Below are 19,896 nucleotides of genomic sequence, written 5' to 3'. Positions count from 1 at the left end.
AAACAGACAACCTTAGAGAAACCGTTCATCGGTCACACTAAGGTTGTTGTTTTTCTTATGTCATTAGATGAAGGCCTTAACTTTTAATGTATTCGCGTTATTGTGGACTTAACTCTCCCGTACCAAACGTTGCATCGAACGCCCGACACCAGATCACGACGGTCGTGTATTGCGTGAAATCAACATCTTCAGGAATCAAATAATTTTGGTTCCCGGTATTGCCCTTTAATGCGCCTAGACGAATTCCTTCTGTCGTCTCCATCTCCGGCTGAATCAAATAGACGAACAAGTCGGGCCCATTTGTCGTTTGGAAATCTTCGAAGCGCAGGTACACGCCGTCTTCTGCACGGATCGTTTGAATGTTCCCTGACGTTTCATAGTTCTTTTCTCCATCCATGAACACTCCTGCCAAGTCGGCAAACTCCTTAGCGGTGCCGTCATCCTCAGACGACGGGGGTTCCGTCGCTTCCTCGGCTTCGCCCTCCTCGTCTACAGTTGCGTCAATTGACGTCGGCGGAAGTCCCTCATCAACCGTCTCGTCCAAGAAAATAGGAGAAATGAGCCACCACCCAATCAACAGGACGGCTACTCCCACTATACCTAGGATCACTTTTGTCACGTTTCGCATCCTCTTCACTCCTTTTCATGAGAAAATCTTCAGTTCTCAGTACAAGTAACCTACTAAATCCAAATGACCGTCCGACCATGCTTTATTCCCTACAGGCCGAATCATCAACTCATCAAAGGATGCTTCCCCAATTCCACGTGTCATCTGCCGTTCATCGTCGATTTTGAGCCACGTACACGTGTTGTTGACATGGTTGAATCCCGCTCGTAAATAAAGATCAGGTCGGTCCGCAAACAATAAGAGGAAATCGACTTGATTCGTCTCTCCTACACCAATGACCTCATCCAATAACGCCTTACCAATACCGTCGCCCTGCATCTCTTTTTTGACGCATAAATCAATCACACCAAGAACTTGAATCGGTTCCCCGTTCAAATTCATCACTCGATAGTCTAGTCCGACATGACCAACGACTTGACCTTCGTCCCCAAAAGCGAGAAGACGGAGGTGAGGCAATTGCTTGAAATATCGACGATTCGGATAGAGCGGTTCAAATGACACCACCAACAACTCACTGATTTCATTACTCAATGTCTCATCAAGTTCTAACTCTACATAACGCTGAATCTTCATCCACACGCTCCTTATCGTCTTGATCCTAAAAAAACCTCCGATTTCAAACAAAATCGAAGGTTCATCTGTATTCATCTTATTCCACTTTCTCTAACCACGCCACCGTCTCCACATGCGCCGTATGCGGGAACATGTCGACCGGTGTGACTTCAACGAGTCGGTAGCCACGGTCGGCGAGGTAACGTATATCGCGCGCCTGCGTCGCGACGTTACACGACACGTAGACAATCCGCTTCGGTGCCATCTCGACCATCGTCTCGAGGAACGACTCGGCACAACCTTTACGTGGTGGATCGACGACGATGACGTCCGGATTGATGCCATCCTGCTTCCACTTTGGAAGCACATCTTCGGCCGCGCCGCACGCGTACGTCACGTTGTCGATTTCGTTGACGAGCGCGTTCTGTTTCGCGTCCTCAATCGCTTCCGGTACGACTTCGACGCCGTATACGTGCGCCGCTTTCCGGGCAAGGAACAGACTGATCGTCCCGATGCCGCAATAGGCGTCGACGACTTGCTCGGTCCCGGTGAGTTGCGCGTATTCGAGCGCCTTGCCGTATAGCTTCTCCGTCTGGACCGGGTTGACTTGGAAGAACGAGTGCGGGGAAATCGTGAACGTCAGTCCACCGATCTTGTCCTCAATCGTCTCATGGCCATATAACAATTTATTCGTCGACCCTAAGATGACGTTCGTCTTGTCCGGGTTGACGTTTTGCATGATCGACGTCACGTCCGGGAGACGCTTCAAGATGTCGGCGACGATCTCGTTCACACCTTTGATTTTCGTCGTCTTCGTGATGAGGACGATCATCAATTCACCCGAATGATACCCGTAACGGGCCATGACGTGGCGGATGACGCCGCGCCCGGTCTTCTCATCGTACGCCGGCACACCGTGCGTTGCGAGCACGTCACGGACGACTTGGACGGCCTCATCGTTGCGCTCGTCTTGGATGAGACATTCCTTCATCTCAACGATATCGTGCGAACGTGGACGATAGAAACCGGCGACGAGGCGACCCGCCTCGTTTTTGAACGGCACTTGCGCCTTGTTGCGATAACGCCATGGCTCCGGCATGCCGACCGTCTCGTGGACAGGCACATCGAATTGGCCAAGTCTCTTCAATGCATCGACGACACGATCCCGCTTTTGGCGGAGTTGGCCGTCATAGCTGAAGTGTTGGAGCTGACAGCCCCCGCACTGATAGAAAATCGGGCACGGTGGCTCAACGCGGTCCGCACTCGCTTCTTTCACATCGAGCAAGCGGGCGAACCCGTACTGTTTATTCGTCTTCGTCACGACGATCTCCACGGTCTCTCCCGGAAGTGCGTTCGGGACGAACAACGTATAACCGTCGACGCGTGCCACGCCCGCGCCTTCGTGTGTGAGGTCGTGGATGTGGACGTCGAGACGGTCATTTTTTTGGACTGGTAACATGAGTCTCTCCTTTCCCGATTCAAAAAATAGTGTGTATTGGTTCATACCCGTTCCAAGCGAACGAAAAGCTCGGCGTGTGCGCCACGCCGAGCCGAATCATTCTGCTTTCTCGTTTGACACGTTGAACAGCTGTTTGATCATCTGTTCGCGTTCATACTGGGCGTTCAAGTCTTCCATCTCACGGATGCGCGCGTTCGGTGCGAGCACCGTCAAGTGACGGAACAAGTTCCGCATCTCGCCCGTGCATTCGCCGCCGTATTCGCCATCGATATTGAGGCTCATCCGTTCCGTCGTCGTCTTCATCTTGACGCGTCCCGTCTTGACGTGCTCGACGAGCGGACTCGACAAATGCTCACCACGGAGCAACAAACCGACGACGTGGATGAACTCGAACAAGTTACACTTGCGCAAGATGAACAAGTCGAATAGACCATCGTTCAGTGAGGCGTGTGGTGAAATCTTCTCAAAGCCACCGACCGAGTTCGAATTCGACGTGAGAAAGATCATGACTTCGCCGCTGAACGTGCCCTCGTCGTGCTCGAGCTCGATATACGTCGGCTTGATGAGTGGAAGCTTCTCCATCCCTTTGACGTAATAGGCGAGCTGACCGAGTGCCGTCTTCAGTTTCGACGGCACCTCGTACGACAGCTCCGTCATGATGCCGCCCCCGGCGATATTGATGAAGTAATGGATGTCGCCTTTCTCCCCTTCAATCTCACCGAGGTCGACCGGCATCTCGAAGCCGTCACAGATGACGTCGAGGGCACCGACGACGTTGAGCGGAATCCGCATCGCCCGGGCAAAGTCGTTCGTCGTTCCGACCGGGATGAGCCCGATTGTCGGACGCGTGTCGAGCGGGGCGAGTCCCGAGATAACCTCGTTCAGCGTCCCGTCCCCACCCGCCGCGATAATCAAGTCGAAATCGGCCTCCGCGGCTCGAACGGCCTCGAGCGTCGCGTCGCCGATCGCTTTCGTCGCGTACGTCGACGTCTCATAACCCGCATCCTCGAGGCGGTTCAAAATGTACGGGAGTTCCCGTTTGATCACTTCTTTTCCAGATGTCGGGTTATAGATGACCCGTGCGCGTTTTCGTTGCATACTATTCTCTCCCCATGCTCAAGTCGAGCGAAAAGCGAGACACAAGTGCCTCGCCGCTTGTTTAGCGTTTGGCGATCTCTTCGTGGAACAAGCCATCGAGGAGTGCCGGGTTCGCCATCCCTTTCGTCTGCTTCATGATCTGCCCGATGATAAAGCCTTTGGCACGGTCTTTCCCGTTCTTAAAGTCTTCAATCATCTGCGGATGCGCTTCGAACAAGTCGAGGATGTAGCCGCGGAGCAAGTTCTCGTCCGAGATTTGGGCGAGACCGTTCGCTTCGACGTACGCCTTCGGTTCGGCGCCTTCTTCGATCATGGCTGTGAACACGCGTTTGGCGATCTTCGAAGAAATTGTACCTTCTCCAATCAAACGAATCAACTCCGCGAGCGAGCTCGGCGTCAATTTCATCGTCTCGATCGTGTCGTCCGACTTGTTCAAGTGACCGAGCACTTCGCCCATGAGCCAGTTCGCGGCCGCTTTCGGTTCGGCACCGGCCGCAGTCGTCGCTTCGAAGAAGTCCGAGAACTCCCGCGTCGACGTGAGCGCCTTGGCGTCGTACGCCGACAAGCCGTAGTTGTTCATATAACGTTCGCGACGTGCGACCGGAAGTTCCGGAAGCGTGGCACGGATGCGCTCTTTCCATTCCTCATCGATTTCGAGACGGACGAGGTCCGGCTCCGGGAAGTAACGGTAATCGGCCGCTCCTTCTTTGACACGCATGAGGATCGTCTTCTTCGCCGCCTCGTCAAAACGGAGCGTCTCTTGACGCATGACGCCGCCCGTGATGAGCAGTTTGCGGTGACGGTCTTCCTCATACTCGAGCGCCTTCAAGACGTTCGAGAACGAGTTCAAGTTTTTGAGCTCCGTCTTCGTGCCGAACGGCTCTTGACCGAACGGACGGACCGAGATGTTACAGTCGCAACGGAGCGACCCTTCTTCCATCTTGACGTCCGAGACGCCCGCGAACGAGAGCACTTCTTTCAAGCGCTCAAGATAAGCGACGGCGTCTTTCGGTGAACGCATGTCAGCCTCACTGACGATTTCGATGAGGGGTGACCCGGTCCGGTTGAAGTCGACGACCGAGTGTTTCTCGCCCGTGTGGTTCATCTTCCCGGCATCTTCTTCGAGATGGACGCGTTCGATGCGGAACCGTTTCATCTCACCGTCGACTTCGACGTCGACGTGGCCGTTGAAACCGATCGGCTGGTCGAACTGCGAGATTTGGTACGCTTTCGGCGTATCCGGATAGAAGTAGTTCTTGCGGTCAAATTTCGTATCGGTCGCGATTTCGCAGTTGAGTGCCATCGCGGCCTTGATGGCGAGATTGACCGCCTCTTCGTTCAATTTAGGCAAGACGCCCGGGTGTCCGAGACAAATCGGACACGTCTGTGTATTCGTTTCGGCACCGTATGTGCGCGAGCAGCCACACCAAATCTTCGACTTCGTGCTCAGCTCGGCGTGCACCTCGATCCCGATGATCGTTTCAAAGTTCATCGTACGTCCTCCTTAGAGCTGTGGCATCTTGAAACCGCCGTTTGCTTGTTCAAAAGCATGGGCCACGCGGTAGAGTGTTGGTTCACTGAAATGGTTCCCGATGATCTGTAAACCGACCGGGAGGCCTTCTGACAAGCCAGCCGGTACCGAGATGGCCGGGATGCCCGCCAAGTTGACCGGAATCGTCATAATATCGTTGGCATACATCGTGAGCGGATCTTCGAGCTGGTCACCGAGTTTGAACGCGACCGTCGGCGCAGTCGGTCCGATAATCGCGTCGTAGTCGGCGAACACGTTCGCGAAGTCTTGCTTCATGAGCGTGCGGACCTGTTGCGATTTCTTGTAGAACGCATCGTAATAACCCGAGCTGAGTGCGTACGTCCCGAGCATGATGCGGCGTTTCACTTCTTCCCCGAAACCTTGTTCGCGCGAATACGTGAACACTTCTTCGAGCGCATCGGCCTCGGCGCGACGTCCGTAACGGATGCCGTCAAACCGGGCGAGGTTCGAAGATGCTTCTGATGACGCGAGCAAGTAGTATGTCGGGAGCGCGTATTTCACTGTCGGGAGCGAGACCTCCTCGACCGTCGCACCGAGCGATTTGAGCGTCTCGACCGCTTCTTCAATTTGTTTGCGGACACCGTCTGACACGCCTTCGGCCATGAACTCTTTTGGAAGTGCGAGCTTCATGCCTTTGATGTCGCCGTGAAGCGATTTCGTGTAATCCGGAAGGTCGACCGTTGCTGACGTCGAGTCCATGTCGCAATGACCGGCAATCGCGTTCAACAAGTAGGCGTTATCTTCGACCGTACGTGTGAGCGGACCGATTTGGTCGAGCGACGAGGCGAATGCGACGAGGCCGTAACGTGAGACGAGACCGTACGTCGGTTTCATCCCGACGACGCCACAATAGGCTGCCGGCTGACGAATCGAGCCACCCGTATCCGAGCCGAGGCTGAACAGGACTTGTCCGGCCGCGACCGTTGCTGCTGAACCGCCTGACGAACCGCCTGGTACGCGCGTCGGGTCCCACGGGTTGCGGACGACTTTGAACGCCGAGTTCTCGTTCGATGAACCCATCGCGAACTCGTCCATGTTCAACTTCCCGATTGTGACGGCACCGGCGTCATGGAGACGCTCGACGACCGTCGCGTCATGTGCCGGGACAAAGTTCTCGAGGAACTTCGAGGCACACGTCGTGCGTGTCCCTTTCGTGACGATGTTGTCTTTGACGCCGATTGGTAAACCGAAGAGCGGGTTGTCCGAGGTCTTGGCGAGCTCGTCCATCCGTTTCGCCTGTTCGAACGCGTCTTCGTTGAGCGTCAAGAAGGCACCGATTTTCTCGTCGGTCGCCTCGATGCGGTCAAATGATTCTTTGACGAGGTCGGATACCGTGACTTCGCCTTCTTTTATAAGCGTATGCAGCTTGGCTACACCGTGATCAAATAAACTCATGAAGGGCCTCCTTATTCAAAGACCGCTGGGACACGGACTTGGCCGTTCTCCCAATCAGGTGCCATCCGTTCGACTTCCTCGCGTGGAAGTGAAGGACGAACCTCGTCTTTGCGTAGTACGTTTTTCAAATCTAGGGCATGGGTCGTCGGGATGACGCCCGTCGTATCGAGTTCATCGAGTTGCTCGGCGAACTCGAGGATTTTTGTCAATTGCTCCGTGAAGTGCGTCACTTCATCTTCTGTGATCGCAAGTCGGGCGAGTCCGGCGACGTGCCGAACTTCAGCTTCTGTGATTCGAGCCAAAGGTTCCACCTCCAACAGTTTTCAATACATCGTCCATTATCATACCACTTTTTTATAAGACAAAAAAGAAAATCCCATCTCGCCAATCTTGATGTCTTTTTTGAAAACTTAGGGAATGTCCTCGTAATATTGACTCGTTTCCAAAAACGCCTATTCGGTCCGTCCCCTAATCTCATTATGCTTAGAAAGAAGCATTATTTTTTCGAGGGGGATTCCTATGTCAATTCGTAATAAACTGATCGTCGCGTTCACCGTCTTGCTCGTGTTGTTGCTCGGGGTGAGCGGCTACTCGTTTTATGCGTTGAATGCATCCAAGGCCGCCCAACAAGATATGACCGTCTCGTGGGTACCGGGGATGGACCAAATTCATCTCGTCGATAAACAGCTGCTTGAGATTCGTCAACAGATGATGCGTCACGCCTTGATCGAGGACGAGGTGACGAAGCAAAATGTCGAAACGAACCTCAACACGGGCATCACGATTCTCGAACAACAAATGAGCGGTTATTCATCGACCATCATCACGAAAGCCGATCAAGAGCTGTTCGATCAAGCGACGGATCAATGGGCGACATTTAAAACGAACATCGAGGAGCTCGTCCGCATCTCGAACGAGGACGGTCAAGCCGCGGCCGACGCCTATATCCGGGACACGGCGACACCGGCCGCCGACGCCCTCTCGAACACGCTCGGTCTGCTCGTCAACTTGAACCGCGATGAGATTCGGTCTGACACGGAATCCGGTGCGGCGCTGTTCGAACAAGTCCAGCTCACGCTCATCGTCATCATGGCCGCGGCCGTCATCTTCACCGTGCTTATGATGGTGTTCATCTTCCGCTCGATTTTCGAGCCGCTCAAGGAGTTCAAAGTGAAGATGCGGGAGTTGGCCACGAGCGAAGGTGATTTGACGACGGCCATCCCGGTGAAGCGCCGCGACGAGTTCTCGGGACTCGCCCGCGACTTCAACCAGTTCCTCGCCAATCTGCGGCAATTGATTTTGCAAGTGAACGGTGTGTCTCACGGGGTGACCGAACAGTCGGCACACATGTATGACGAGTTGCGCGAGCTCGACACGTATATGACGACGACGGCCGCCACGACCGAGGACTTGACGGCCGGGATGCAACAGACGGCCGCGAGCGCCCAAGAAATGAACGCGTCCGCCTCTGATATGGAACGGACGCTGCACAACATCGTGACGATGGCCGCCGAGCGAAAAGCCGAGGCCGAGCAAGTCGATACCCGCGCCGTCGCCTTGCGCGACCATGCCGTCGAGGCGAAAGCGTCCGCGCTCCACGTCCTGTCGTCGACGCGCGTCAACTTGGAGCAGGCAATGCAAGACGCCAAAGCCGTCCGCGAGATTGCGACGCTCACGAACGACATTTTGGACATCGCTGCCCAGACGAACCTGTTGTCATTGAACGCCTCGATTGAAGCCGCTCGGGCCGGTGAAGCGGGACGCGGGTTCGCCGTCGTCGCCGATGAGATTCGGAAACTGGCCGAGACGAGCCGGACGACCGTCGAACGGATTCAAGCCATCTCGACGACCGTGCTCCACTCCGTCGACCATTTGAACGACACGTCGAGCGAGATGCTCAGTTTCCTCGACACGAACGTGTTGAAAGACTATGACCAACTCGAGGAAGCGGCCGAGCATTACAGCGAAGACGCCGGCCGGTTCGAAGCGACCGCCTCCGAGTTCGCCGAGGCCGCCATCGAACTCGAACAGTTGACGTCGAACATGATCAGGGTCATCCAAGACGTGGCCGTCACGGTCAACAACGGTGCGCTCGGCACGCAGGAAATCGCTGAGAAAGTGACGATGTCTGTCGACCGCTTCAGCGAGTTGAACCGTGTCACCGAGATCTCGCAACAGAAGATGGACGAATTGAACACGTTGATCGGTCAATTCAAAGTATGACAAAAGGAAGCGTCCTCATGCGAGGGCGCTTCCTTTTGGTTAAGCGGCCGCTTGCCGCAGTTCTTTTTTCCGTTCGAGCTCGAAACGCTTCGTCTCGGCGACGACGACACCTGACAAGAACAAGAGACCAATCAAGTTTGGAATCGCCATCAGGCCGTTGAAGACGTCCGAGATGGCCCAAATCAAGTTCAAGTTCGTCGTCATCGCACCAAGTCCGGCGACGACGATATACATCATCCGATACGGCATGATGGCTTTCTCCCCGAGCAAGTAATAGACCGACCGTTCCCCATAATAACACCAGCCGATCACTGTCGAAAACGCGAAGAAGACGAGCGAGATTGTGACGATCAGTTCCCCAATCGGACCGAGGAAGTACGCGAATGACGCTTGCGTCAACTCGATGCCTTGCAGACCGCTCGTATACTGACCACTCATGACAATCGTCAACCCGGTGATCGAACAGACGATGAGCGTATCGATCAACACTTGCGTCATCGAGACGAGCGCCTGTCGTCCCGGGAAATCGGTCTTCGCGGCTGCCGCTGCGATTGGCGCCGAGCCGAGGCCCGCCTCATTCGAGAACACGCCGCGTGCGACCCCGTATCGAATCGCGGCACCGAGCGCCCCACCGCCGATAGCTTCCGCACTGAACGTGCTCGAGAAGATGGTCGCGAACGCCGACGGAATCAACTCGAAGTTCATGACGAGGATGACGAGACCCCCACCGACATAGCCGATGATCATAACGGGCACGAACACGCCGACGACTTTCCCAATCGATTTGACGCCCCCGAGGATAACGAATCCAGTCAGCACCATGAGCCCGATGCCCGTCACGAGCATCGGGATCCCGAATGACGTGTTGAGTGCCATACTGATTGAGTTCGTCTGGACGCCGTTGCCGATGCCGAACGCGGCAATCGCAGCGAACAAGGCGAACGTCATGCCGAGCCACTTCTTCTTCAAGCCGTGCTCCAAGTAATACATCGGTCCGCCGGCAATCTCGCCCCGCTCATCGACGACACGATATTTGACGGCGAGAATCGCCTCGGCGTACTTCGTCGCCATCCCGATGAAACCGGAGAGCCACATCCAGACGATGGCGCCCGGTCCCCCGAGGACGACCGCCGTCGCAACGCCGACCATGTTCCCGGTCCCGACCGTGGCCGCGAGCGCTGTCATGAGCGCTTGGAAGTGAGAGATGTCACCGCGTTGCTTTTTCTGTTTCTCTGCTTCCGCTCCCGTTTTCTGTTTCGGGAGGAACGCCTCTTTCAAACCGTATCCGAGCCGCGTCACTTGGATAAAGCCGAGCCGGAACGTCAAATAGACGCCTGTCCCAATCAATAGAATCAATAAGTGTGGCCCCCAGACGAGGTTCGATAAACTCGTCAGGACCGCTTCAAACTTTTCCATGCTAATATGCCCCCTATGTAAATCTGGTGTTCACCGTTCCTTCATATTTTTCAGAACATTCTCAACTTCGTCAAGTTGACAAGGCATTAATCCGGTCCGATGTCGTGTAATATTTTTGTAATATACCACTTTTGCGCTTTATCTTAACCTGATTCTGAATTTAGTATTTGAAATAAAATTGTAATGCGAGGCGCACAAAAAAACGGCCCCCGTTTCGGAAGCCGTCTCGTTTCATGTCGTGAGCGCCGCGACGACCTCGTCGACGTGCCCGTTCACTTTCACACTGCGCCATTCCTGTTCGATATAGCCGTCCTCGTTGATGAGGAACGTCGAACGGACGATGCCGTAGTACTCTTTCCCGTAATTCTTTTTCAATTGCCAGACGCCGTATAGCTCCGATACCTCATGCGTGTCGTCAACGAGCAAATCGAACGGCAGCTCATGTTTGGCGATGAAGTTTTGGTGCTTCTTCTGGCTATCGGCCGAGATACCGAGGACGACGGCCCCGTTCAATCGCGGTGTCGCATCGCGGAAGTCACATGCCTCGGTCGTACAACCCGGTGTCGCGTCCTTCGGGTAGAAATAAAGCACGACTTTCTGGCCCCGGTAGTCCTCGAGCGAGATCATGTCCCCATTTTGGTTCGGTAATGTGAATGTCGGTGCTAACATGTTATTTCCTCCTTATCCGAACGATGGGTCGACGAGATTCTCGTCATAACCGTCGATCGCTTGTTCTAATTTTTGTTTGAGCGGTTCGAGCGCTTCGAGATACTCGACCGGGTCTTCTGTTGCAGCGGCCTTTTTAAGTGCCGCCTCATTGTCGGTATACCACGTCCGGTACGCCTCGAAGTAGTCGGCCATCGTGTCTTGGTTCTCCGGTACGGTGAGCGTCTCGGCCATGAGCAAGAAGACGTTATTGTCGGCCTCGAGCGCGACGTAGTCGGTCTGGGCGTTCACTTGGTCATAAATCGGGCCAGCCTCGTCTTCTGGCACTTCGGCGAGACGAGCGTTCGCTTCCGGGTTCACCCCGTACTCGTTCGCCTCGATTCCCGTCAACATGTCGCCGACTTCCCCAATCACGTCGGCCGGGATGAGAGCCGGGGTGACGACGAGTTTCCAGTCCTCCCCTTCTTTGATAGCGACTTTCGAGAGTCGGTTCGGCAGTTCATTGCCGTCCGCGTCCTCCATCTCATGGACGATGAACGCGACGTCCCCGTCCTCATTCACCCAGCTCTCGTACATATCGCCCGGCGTGAGGCCACGCATCTCGGCACCGGTCGCCGGGATGTCGGTCAACTCGCCCGCATAGTCGATGGCTTTGAGCGCCGCCGCATCCCCGTTTTCGAGCGCTTGTTGGTATGACGTATACAAGGTCTCGACCGCTTCCGGGAGCGGCGCTTTCGTCTCTTCGGTCGCCTCTTCCGTCGGCGTTTCGTCCGCCGTTCCGCATCCCACGAGCAACACGGTCAGCACGAGCGGCATCATCCACTTGTTCATTCAATCATTCCCTTCGCAAGTCGTCCTGTACTCTCATCCTACCACGACTCGATTTCGAGCGAAAACGACACGCTTTTCTGGAAAATTGTTTCACTAGGATTTCACCACGATTTTCGATACAATACAGACGTAAGCGCTTCAATATACGATCACTTTTAAGGGGGAACGAGAATGATTCCATACAAACATGAACCATTCACAGACTTTACAAACAAAGAGAACGCCGCAGCCATCCAAGCGGCGATCGAGAAAGTCAACGGTGAGCTCGGAAAAGACTATCCGCTCGTAATCGGTGGGGAGAAAGTTACGACGGAAGGCAAAATCACGTCTTACAACCCGGCCAATAAAGAAGAAGTCATCGGTCACGTCTCGAAAGCGAACCAAGAGCTCGCTGAGCGTGCGATGCAAGAAGCGCTCACAGCGTTCGACTCATGGCGCCATGTCGATCCGGCCGTCCGTGCCGACGTCTTGTTCAAAGCGGCGAACATCGTCCGCAAGCGCAAGCACGAGTTCTCAGCTTACCTCGTCAAGGAGGCAGGCAAGCCGTGGAACGAAGCGGACGCGGATACAGCAGAAGCGATCGACTTCATGGAATACTATGCACGTCAAATGCTCGAGCTCAAACCAGGTAAAAAAGTCGAGAGCCGTCCGGGCGAATACAACCGCTATGACTACATCCCACTCGGGGTCGGGATCGTCATCAGCCCTTGGAACTTCCCGTTCGCAATCATGGCAGGGACGGCCGTCGCGGCTATCGTTGCCGGTAACACGATCCTCTTGAAACCAGCATCGACGACACCGATCGTCGCTGCGAAATTCGTCGAGGTCATGGAAGAAGCAGGCCTTCCGAAAGGCGTCCTCAACTTCATCCCAGGACCAGGTGCAGAAGTCGGTGACTATCTCGTCGACCATCCGAAGACACGCTTCATCAGCTTCACAGGTTCACGTGATGTCGGCTTGCGCATCAACGAGCGTGCGTCGAAATTGAACGACGGCCAAATCTGGCTCAAACGCGTCATCGCAGAGATGGGCGGAAAAGATACGATCGTCGTCGACGAATCAGCGGATCTCGAACTCGCGGCCCAGTCAATCGTCAAATCGGCGTTCGGCTTCTCTGGTCAAAAATGTTCGGCTTGTTCTCGTGCCGTCATCGTCGACAGCGTGTATGACACGGTGCTCGACCGCGTCGTCGAATTGACGAACGAACTCTCGGTCGGCAACACGGAGCAAAACGAACACTTCATGGGACCGGTCATCGATGCGGCCGCGTTCAAAAAAATCACATCATACTTCGACGTCGCCAAAGAAGAAGGCAAAATCGTCGCCGGTGGTAAAGCCGACGACTCGACAGGCTACTTCATCGAGCCGACGGTCGTCGCTGACGTCGCGCCGAAAGCACGTCTCATGCAAGAAGAAATCTTTGGACCGATCGTCGCCTTCACGAAAGCGAAAGACTTCAAAGAAGCGATCGACATCGCCAACAACACGGAATACGGCTTGACGGGTGCTGTCCTCACGCGTGACCGCTCGAACCAAGAGTACGCGCGTCAGAACTTCCACGTCGGGAACTTGTATTTCAACCGTGGTTGCACAGGCGCCATCGTCGGCTATCAGCCGTTCGGCGGGTTCAACATGTCAGGTACAGACTCAAAAGCAGGCGGACCGGATTACATCCAGCTCCACATGCAAGCAAAAACGACGTCTGAGACGTTTTAATCAATCAGCCCGGCTCATCTGAGTCGGGCTTTCTTTCACCAAAGGAGGTTTCTCATGGAGACGTTTGACGATTTTTTAGCAACGATTGACGACCTGGAACACCGTGCCAAACTGGACGACATATTCGTGTGGGTCCGGGAGACATTCCCGCACCTCGAGGAACGCATCGCCTGGAATCAGCCGATGTTCACCGATCACGGGACGTTCATCATCGCCTTCAGTGTGGCCAAAGCACACTTTGCCGTCGCGCCGGAGGCCGTCCCGCTCGAGGTGTTCCAGATGCAAATCCGGGAGGCGGGCTATACGCAGACGAAACAGCTGTTCCGTATCAAGTGGAGCCAAACCGTCGACTACGATTTGCTTCGTGACATCATCGCGTTCAATATCGAAGATAAGGCCGGTCACACGTCGTTTTGGCGTTGATCTGAAAGAAGGAGCGATGACGCACATGTCACCGCTCCTTTTCTGTGGCTTATCCTAACGCCACGTCCAAAATCATCATGATGGTGAAGCCGAGCATCAACGCCATCGACGCCATATCTTTATGCCCATTCTCTTGCGACCCCGGGATCACTTCTTCGACGACGACAAAAATCATCGCCCCGGCGGCAAAGCTGAGCGCGAACGGCAAGAGCGGCTCCATGACGAGCACGGCCCAGACGCCGACCAGTGCGGCCGCCGGTTCGACCATGCCCGATAACTGACCGTAGAAAAAACTTCGGCGCCGGGAGAGCCCGTCCCGTCTGAGCGGGAGCGATACGGCGGCACCTTCCGGAAAGTTTTGAATACCGATGCCGATGGCCAAGGCGATGGCACCCGTTAGCGATGCGGACGGGAAATCGGCCGCGACCGCCCCGAAGGCGACGCCGACGGCCAGTCCTTCCGGGATGTTATGCAGCGTGATCGCCAAGACGAGCAACGTGCTACGCTTCCGTTTTTGCGGACGGATGCCCTCCACTTCTTTGAGGGAAGACGTCGGATGCACGTGCGGAATCAGTTTGTCGACGACTGCCAAAAACAGACCACCCACTAAAAAACCGACGGTGGCCGGAAACCAAGCCGGCATCGCGTCTTGTTCCGCCATTTCGATGGCCGGGGCGAGGAGTGACCAAAAACTGGCCGCTATCATGACACCGCCGGCAAACCCGAGCATGCTGTCCATCAACCGCTCGTTAATCGACTTCGTCATGAAGACGATGGCCGCCCCGAGCGCGGTCATCCCCCATGTGAACATCGTCCCGAGCAACGCCTGCATGGCCGGGCTCAGTTGAGCCACCCATTCCCACATCACCATCGCCTCCTTCCACCCTATCCTTTTCCCGGGACGCATGCGTCGCTAACGACAAAAAAGAGGAGAGCTGGTTCGCTCTCCCCCGTCCAATTAAAACGCGCGCATCAAGTTCGCCATCTCGATGGCCGACGTTGCCGCTTCCCAACCTTTGTTCCCGGCTTTCGTTCCAGCTCGCTCGATCGCTTGCTCAATCGTCTCGGTCGTCAAGACACCGAAAATGACCGGTACTTCTGACTGATAACTCGCCTGGGCGATGCCTTTCGCCGCCTCGTTACAGACGTAGTCGAAGTGTGGTGTCGCCCCACGGATGACGGCCCCGAGTGTGATGACGGCATCATATTTCTTGCTCATCGCCATCTTCTTCGCGACAAGTGGGAGTTCGAACGCCCCAGGGACGAATGCGATCTCGACGTCGTCTTGTTCGACGCCGTGGCGCTTCAACGCATCCTTCGCCCCGTCTAGCAAGCGCATCGTGATGAGATCGTTGAACCGTCCGACGACGATTCCGACTTTCAAGCCTTTTCCGACCAAGTTTCCTTCAAATGTATGCATCATGATTCTTCTCCTCCAAAGTGATTCATTTTTTGTTGTTTCGTCATTCGGTACTTCTCGTTCGCCGCATGGGCGCCGACGAGAATCGGGACACGTTCGATGACCGTGATGCCGCACGCTTCTAACGCATCGACTTTTTCCGGGTTGTTCGTCATGAGCCGGACGTTCGTGACGCCGAGGTCACGAAGCATGGCCGCGCTGACCCGGTAATCGCGCAAATCGGCATGAAGTCCGAGCGCAACGTTCGCCTCGACCGTATCAAGCCCTTGTTCTTGTAGTTCGTACGCCTTCAATTTATTGAGCAGACCGATGCCACGCCCTTCTTGTCTCATATACAAGATGACACCGCCTTCGGCTTCCACTTTCGCCATCGCTGTGTCCAGTTGTGGCCCGCAATCGCAACGATGGGACCCGAAGACGTCACCGGTCAGACATTCGGAATGAATCCGGACGAGCGGTGCGTGTTCGATCTCACCTTTGACGAGCGCGACGTGTTCTTCCCGGTCGAGGACGTTCCGATAACCGATCAATCGGAAGTCCCCTTTCACCGAGGGGAGCGAGACGTCCGCCTCTCGTTCGACGAGGTCCGTCTCCATATAGCGAACTAATTCCTCAATCGTGATGAATTTTAAATCATGCGCTTGTGCGACACGTTCAAGGTCCGGCAACCGGGCCATCTCGCCGTCCGGACGGATAATCTCACAGATGACGGCGACTGGTTCACTTCCGGCAAGTCGCGCCAAATCGACCGACGCTTCCGTATGCCCGCGCCGGACGGAGACGCCACCTTTTTTGGCGATGAGCGGGAAGATATGACCAGGACGTTGGAAATCGGCCGGACGGGCGTTGCTATTCGCGAGTTCGCGCACCGTATGGGCCCGCTCGCTCGCCGAGATGCCCGTCGTCGAATCGACGTGGTCGACACTGACCGTGAACGCCGTGCCGTGCGGGTCGGTACTGTTCGCGACCATCGGCTGCAAGTCGAGCCGGACGGCCACTTCTTCAGCGAGAGAAGCGCAGACGAGCCCTTTGCCTTCCGTGATGAGGAAATTCATCGTCTCTGCTGTCATTTTATCCGCGAGGACGACGAAGTCCCCTTCGTTCTCCCGGTCCTCATCGTCGACGACGATGATGGGACGTCCCATCTTCAACTCTTCGACTGCTTCTTTAATCGAGTGAAACATTACCATCCCGCCTTTCCATACCCTTGTGACGCCAGCGATTCGAGCGTCATCGGTTTTTGACTTACGAGTTTTTCCATATACTTAGCCAACATGTCACATTCCAAATTGACCGCATCCCCAGCCTGTTTCATCCCGAGCACTGTCTCACTGTACGTGTGCGGGATGAGCGACAACGTGAAGCCGCGTTCCGTCACATCAAACACCGTCAAGCTCGTCCCGTCGACCGAAATCGAACCTTTCGGGACGATATAACGGAGGAGAGATGGCTCACAGCTGATGTCGACATAGACCGCGTTCGCGAGCGATTGTTTTTTGACGATGCGCCCGACCCCGTCGACGTGACCCGATACGAAGTGACCACCGAAGCGTCCGTTCGCGGGCATAGCCCGCTCCAAGTTAACGTTCGTGCCGGGGCGGACCCCGTCGAGACTCGACGCCTTCAGCGTTTCCGGCATGACATCGACCGAGAAGCTGTCACGATCGAACGTCGTCACGGTGAGACAGATGCCGTTGACGGAGATACTGTCACCGAGCTTCACGTCCTCGAGGACGATTTTTCCGGCGAGCGTGAGCCGGAGGGACGGACCGTTGCGTTTCACTGCCTTGACACTGCCGATTTCTTCAACGATTCCCGTGAACATCGGACTCCCCCTCTCGCATGATGAGTTTGATGTCGGCGCCGACCGTCTCGACCGATTGCACGTCATATCGATTGATTGCATCGAGCGGACCGTCATGATGCGAACGGTAAAATCCGCCCTTGCCGCCGAACACGCGCGGTGACTGGTACATGACCCACTCGTCGACGAACCGTCCGTCCAAGAGTGATGTGACGAGCGTCGGTCCCGCTTCGACGAGCAGACGACCGATGCCGCGTGCGTAGACGTCTTGCAGCACAGCGTCGAGCGACGTGTACGCCGCGAGTTCGACGCCGCGCTCGATGAACGCGTCCCGCTTCGTTTGATCGTCGGACGTCGTGTAGAGTAGCACCGGCACATCGTTCGCCGTCCGGACGAGCTGACTTGACAGCGGCGTGCGTAACTCTCGGTCTAGCACGACCCGGAGCGGTTCCGTCGTCTCGCGGTCGAGCCGGACGGTGAGGGCCGGGTCATCAGCGAGGACAGTGCCGACACCGGTCAAAATCGCATCGACCGACGCCCGCAGTTCATGGACGTCCCGTCTCGCTTCGGTTCCGGTCACCCACTTGCTGTCACCGGTATCGAGGGCGACTTTGCCGTCAAGGCTCGTCGCCGTCTTTAAGATGACATACGGCCGTTTCGTCTCGAGCGAGCGCAAGAACGCCACGTTGAGCGTTCGTGCCTCACTCTCGAGCAGACCGACTTCGACATCAATCCCGGCCGCTTTCAATCGAGCGATGCCTTGCCCTGACACGAGCGGATTCGGGTCGGTCATCGCGATGACGACCCGTTTGATGCCCGACTCTACGACTAAATCGGCACACGGCGGTGTCTTGCCATAATGCGAGCACGGTTCGAGCGTGACATACATCGTGGCGCCATAGGCGGCAGCACCGGCCATGCGGATGGCGTGCACTTCGGCGTGCGCTTCCCCCGCCTTCAAGTGGGCGCCGAACCCGACGACTCGACCGTCCTTGACGACGACGGCCCCGACGCGCGGATTGACGCCGGTCGAAGAGGCGGATTTGGCCAATTGGATGGCTTGTTGCATGTACTGTTGCATAATCTCCCTCCTTGTTTCGTACAAACAAAAAGACCTCAAGGAATGATCCTCAAGGTCTCGGTGGGAGTCGTCCGTCGTCATTTGGGCAAGCCAAATAAGCGTTTTCTTTACAGAAAAACGTACGACGAACTACAGGTCGCGTGGACCTGTCATGTTTCCTTCTCCCATCCAGACTATACTGTCGGCTCTAGAATCGCACTAGATCCACCGTTCGCACACGTGCGACCGGGTCACGGACTTAAGGCTCGCGCCCATCACCGCCGGTTGGGACTTTCACCCGACCCCGAAGGAATATTTGTTTGTACGTCTCCACTTTAGCGCAAAAATAAATGGATGGCAAAACGAAATGCGCAAAAAAAGCGCCGCTCGTGTGAGCAACGCTTTGTAAATCAAGCCAAGAATAAAACGACGAGGAGTCCGACAACCCAGCAATAGAAGGAGAAGTATTTGAGCTCGCCTTTCGCCATGATGTGCTGGAACCATTTGAGCGAGATGGCCGTGAGCGCATACGAGGCGATGAACGCCAAGATGAGCGGTCCGAACAAATCACGTGTTTCTGGATTCGTGAACAACTCCGGTCCCTCTAAAATCGTCACCCCGAGACTGATCGGGATGAACAGGAAGAACGAGAAGCGAAGCGCCGACTCTTGTTTGATGCCGAGCAACATCGCCATGACGATTGTCGCCCCGGAGCGACTGATCCCTGGGATGAGCGCGACCGCTTGAGCGAGACCGATTAAGATGGCGTCGCGGAGCGTGATGCCGCCGTCTCCTTTATTCCCTCGCATATTCCGGATGAACCAGAGCGCGACCCCGGTCAGGATAAGCGTATAACCGACCGTGGCGACGCCGCTGAGCTTCTCGCCAATCCAATCGCCGAACAGGACGCCGAGCACACCGGCTGGGACCGTGGCGACGAGCAAGAGACCAATGAACTTGACGTCGACCATCGTCTCGTCACTGCGGTCCTTTTTAAACAAGAACGTCCACAGACTGACGACGAGACGGACGACGTCCTGCCGATAAATCGTTAACACGGCGAGCAACGAGGCAAAGTTCACGAAAATCTCGAAGGAGAGCCCCGGTAACTCGATATCAAACAGCTCTTGGAAGATGACCAAGTGACCGCTTGATGAGATTGGAATCGGCTCGGTGAACCCTTGAATCAAGCCGAGTAGGAGATAAAATAACCATATTGTCATATCGTAACATCCTCTTTTCTTATTTACATCAATTCCATTATTTTAGCAGACCGTTCGTTTCACTGACCACCCTTTCAAAAAAAAATCGTTATTTTCAAAACTTTCATTTGATTAGTCTGAAAATTAAATTTATTATAGAAGAGTACTCAACTGGTGCGACGGTGATGACCCCATTGGCCAGTTGGGTACTTTTTCGTACAGATTATTACATATTAGCCACGATAAAACTTTTTGTTTACAATTGAACCCATTTAATATTAAATTTGTAATAGAACTGTTACCATTTTTTCAAAGTATAAACAGGACTTTAGACCTACCCGTTCATAAAATCGGTTTAAAAAAACTTGAACAATGCACTTATAAATTGTAAAAACTGGCCGATAGTATGATTGTAGAAGCAACTTCGTCATCTTTGTCGGTTCAGATATGA

Annotated in this window: 19 protein-coding genes and 1 riboswitch; of the genes, 3 read left to right on the top strand and 16 right to left on the bottom strand. The window is 55.0% G+C overall.

Going from position 1 to position 19,896, the window contains the following annotated elements:
- Nucleotides 1–97: 97 nt before the first annotated feature.
- The 7 genes from KNP67_RS06635 to gatC form a co-directional block, all read right to left on the bottom strand.
- Nucleotides 98–628 (bottom strand): DM13 domain-containing protein, encoded by a 531-nt coding sequence (locus KNP67_RS06635; RefSeq protein ID WP_029594957.1) that lies wholly within the window; start codon nucleotides 626–628, stop codon nucleotides 98–100.
- Nucleotides 629–664: 36 nt separating this feature from the next.
- A complete protein-coding gene (locus KNP67_RS06630) occupies nucleotides 665–1,201 on the bottom strand; it encodes a GNAT family N-acetyltransferase (RefSeq protein ID WP_029594956.1) in 537 nt (178 codons plus the stop codon).
- A gap of 76 nt (nucleotides 1,202–1,277) precedes the next feature.
- Nucleotides 1,278–2,639 (bottom strand): 23S rRNA (uracil(1939)-C(5))-methyltransferase RlmD, encoded by a 1,362-nt coding sequence (gene rlmD, locus KNP67_RS06625; protein ID WP_214756275.1) that lies wholly within the window; start codon nucleotides 2,637–2,639, stop codon nucleotides 1,278–1,280.
- A gap of 96 nt (nucleotides 2,640–2,735) precedes the next feature.
- A complete protein-coding gene (locus KNP67_RS06620; protein ID WP_214756274.1) occupies nucleotides 2,736–3,737 on the bottom strand; it encodes a diacylglycerol kinase in 1,002 nt (333 codons plus the stop codon).
- A gap of 61 nt (nucleotides 3,738–3,798) precedes the next feature.
- On the bottom strand, nucleotides 3,799–5,229 hold the full coding sequence (gatB, locus tag KNP67_RS06615; protein WP_021066489.1) for an Asp-tRNA(Asn)/Glu-tRNA(Gln) amidotransferase subunit GatB: 1,431 nt from the start codon (nucleotides 5,227–5,229) through the stop codon (nucleotides 3,799–3,801).
- A 12-nt stretch (nucleotides 5,230–5,241) separates the two neighbouring features.
- Complete coding sequence (gene gatA, locus KNP67_RS06610) at nucleotides 5,242–6,684, bottom strand: Asp-tRNA(Asn)/Glu-tRNA(Gln) amidotransferase subunit GatA (RefSeq protein ID WP_029594953.1); 1,443 nt, start codon at nucleotides 6,682–6,684, stop codon at nucleotides 5,242–5,244.
- 11 nt (nucleotides 6,685–6,695) lie between these two features.
- The gene (gene gatC, locus KNP67_RS06605; RefSeq protein ID WP_021066487.1) at nucleotides 6,696–6,986 is read right to left on the bottom strand and encodes an Asp-tRNA(Asn)/Glu-tRNA(Gln) amidotransferase subunit GatC; all 291 of its coding nucleotides are present in this window, start codon (nucleotides 6,984–6,986) and stop codon (nucleotides 6,696–6,698) included.
- Nucleotides 6,987–7,203: 217 nt separating this feature from the next.
- Between gatC and KNP67_RS06600 the strand changes: the two genes are divergently transcribed.
- Nucleotides 7,204–8,907 (top strand): methyl-accepting chemotaxis protein, encoded by a 1,704-nt coding sequence (locus KNP67_RS06600; RefSeq protein WP_214756273.1) that lies wholly within the window; start codon nucleotides 7,204–7,206, stop codon nucleotides 8,905–8,907.
- A 39-nt stretch (nucleotides 8,908–8,946) separates the two neighbouring features.
- Here KNP67_RS06600 and KNP67_RS06595 read toward each other — a convergent pair whose 3' ends face one another.
- From KNP67_RS06595 to KNP67_RS06585, 3 genes are all read right to left on the bottom strand, one after another.
- Nucleotides 8,947–10,323 carry an alanine/glycine:cation symporter family protein gene (locus KNP67_RS06595; protein WP_029594951.1) on the bottom strand — a complete coding sequence of 459 codons (1,377 nt, stop codon included), beginning with the start codon at nucleotides 10,321–10,323 and terminating at the stop codon, nucleotides 8,947–8,949.
- A 231-nt stretch (nucleotides 10,324–10,554) separates the two neighbouring features.
- The gene (gene bcp / locus KNP67_RS06590; protein ID WP_021066484.1) at nucleotides 10,555–10,992 is read right to left on the bottom strand and encodes a thioredoxin-dependent thiol peroxidase; all 438 of its coding nucleotides are present in this window, start codon (nucleotides 10,990–10,992) and stop codon (nucleotides 10,555–10,557) included.
- 12 nt (nucleotides 10,993–11,004) lie between these two features.
- Nucleotides 11,005–11,820: a nuclear transport factor 2 family protein gene (locus KNP67_RS06585; RefSeq protein ID WP_131471908.1), complete on the bottom strand. Its 816-nt coding sequence runs from the start codon at nucleotides 11,818–11,820 to the stop codon at nucleotides 11,005–11,007.
- Between the two features lie 171 nt (nucleotides 11,821–11,991).
- Here KNP67_RS06585 and pruA point away from each other — a divergent pair, with 171 nt between their 5' ends.
- The gene (gene pruA, locus KNP67_RS06580; RefSeq protein ID WP_021066482.1) at nucleotides 11,992–13,536 is read left to right on the top strand and encodes an L-glutamate gamma-semialdehyde dehydrogenase; all 1,545 of its coding nucleotides are present in this window, start codon (nucleotides 11,992–11,994) and stop codon (nucleotides 13,534–13,536) included.
- 54 nt (nucleotides 13,537–13,590) lie between these two features.
- A complete protein-coding gene (locus KNP67_RS06575; protein ID WP_131471906.1) occupies nucleotides 13,591–13,959 on the top strand; it encodes an iron chaperone in 369 nt (122 codons plus the stop codon).
- A gap of 49 nt (nucleotides 13,960–14,008) precedes the next feature.
- Here the strand turns inward: KNP67_RS06575 and KNP67_RS06570 are convergent, their stop codons facing one another.
- From KNP67_RS06570 to KNP67_RS06545, 6 genes are all read right to left on the bottom strand, one after another.
- Nucleotides 14,009–14,824 carry a ZIP family metal transporter gene (locus tag KNP67_RS06570; RefSeq protein ID WP_131471904.1) on the bottom strand — a complete coding sequence of 272 codons (816 nt, stop codon included), beginning with the start codon at nucleotides 14,822–14,824 and terminating at the stop codon, nucleotides 14,009–14,011.
- A gap of 93 nt (nucleotides 14,825–14,917) precedes the next feature.
- Nucleotides 14,918–15,382, bottom strand: coding sequence for a 6,7-dimethyl-8-ribityllumazine synthase (gene ribH, locus KNP67_RS06565; RefSeq protein ID WP_021066479.1), 465 nt, complete (start codon nucleotides 15,380–15,382; stop codon nucleotides 14,918–14,920).
- On the bottom strand, nucleotides 15,379–16,563 hold the full coding sequence (locus KNP67_RS06560) for a bifunctional 3,4-dihydroxy-2-butanone-4-phosphate synthase/GTP cyclohydrolase II (RefSeq protein WP_029594946.1): 1,185 nt from the start codon (nucleotides 16,561–16,563) through the stop codon (nucleotides 15,379–15,381). Before KNP67_RS06560 ends, ribH begins: the two co-directional genes overlap by 4 nt.
- Complete coding sequence (gene ribE, locus KNP67_RS06555) at nucleotides 16,563–17,204, bottom strand: riboflavin synthase (protein WP_131471900.1); 642 nt, start codon at nucleotides 17,202–17,204, stop codon at nucleotides 16,563–16,565. The genes KNP67_RS06560 and ribE overlap by 1 nt, the downstream gene beginning before the upstream one ends.
- Nucleotides 17,185–18,264 (bottom strand): bifunctional diaminohydroxyphosphoribosylaminopyrimidine deaminase/5-amino-6-(5-phosphoribosylamino)uracil reductase RibD, encoded by a 1,080-nt coding sequence (gene ribD, locus KNP67_RS06550; protein ID WP_131471898.1) that lies wholly within the window; start codon nucleotides 18,262–18,264, stop codon nucleotides 17,185–17,187. The genes ribE and ribD overlap by 20 nt, the downstream gene beginning before the upstream one ends.
- Nucleotides 18,265–18,416: 152 nt before the next feature.
- Nucleotides 18,417–18,559: riboswitch (FMN riboswitch) on the bottom strand.
- A gap of 94 nt (nucleotides 18,560–18,653) precedes the next feature.
- Nucleotides 18,654–19,466 carry an undecaprenyl-diphosphate phosphatase gene (locus KNP67_RS06545; RefSeq protein WP_029594943.1) on the bottom strand — a complete coding sequence of 271 codons (813 nt, stop codon included), beginning with the start codon at nucleotides 19,464–19,466 and terminating at the stop codon, nucleotides 18,654–18,656.
- Nucleotides 19,467–19,896: the final 430 nt, after the last annotated feature.

Origin of the sequence: Exiguobacterium sp. s157, from assembly GCF_018618205.1 — a bacterium.
In the GTDB taxonomy this organism is placed as follows: Bacteria; Bacillota; Bacilli; order Exiguobacteriales; family Exiguobacteriaceae; genus Exiguobacterium; species Exiguobacterium chiriqhucha.
This window is presented reverse-complemented; position numbering and strand designations above follow the sequence as displayed.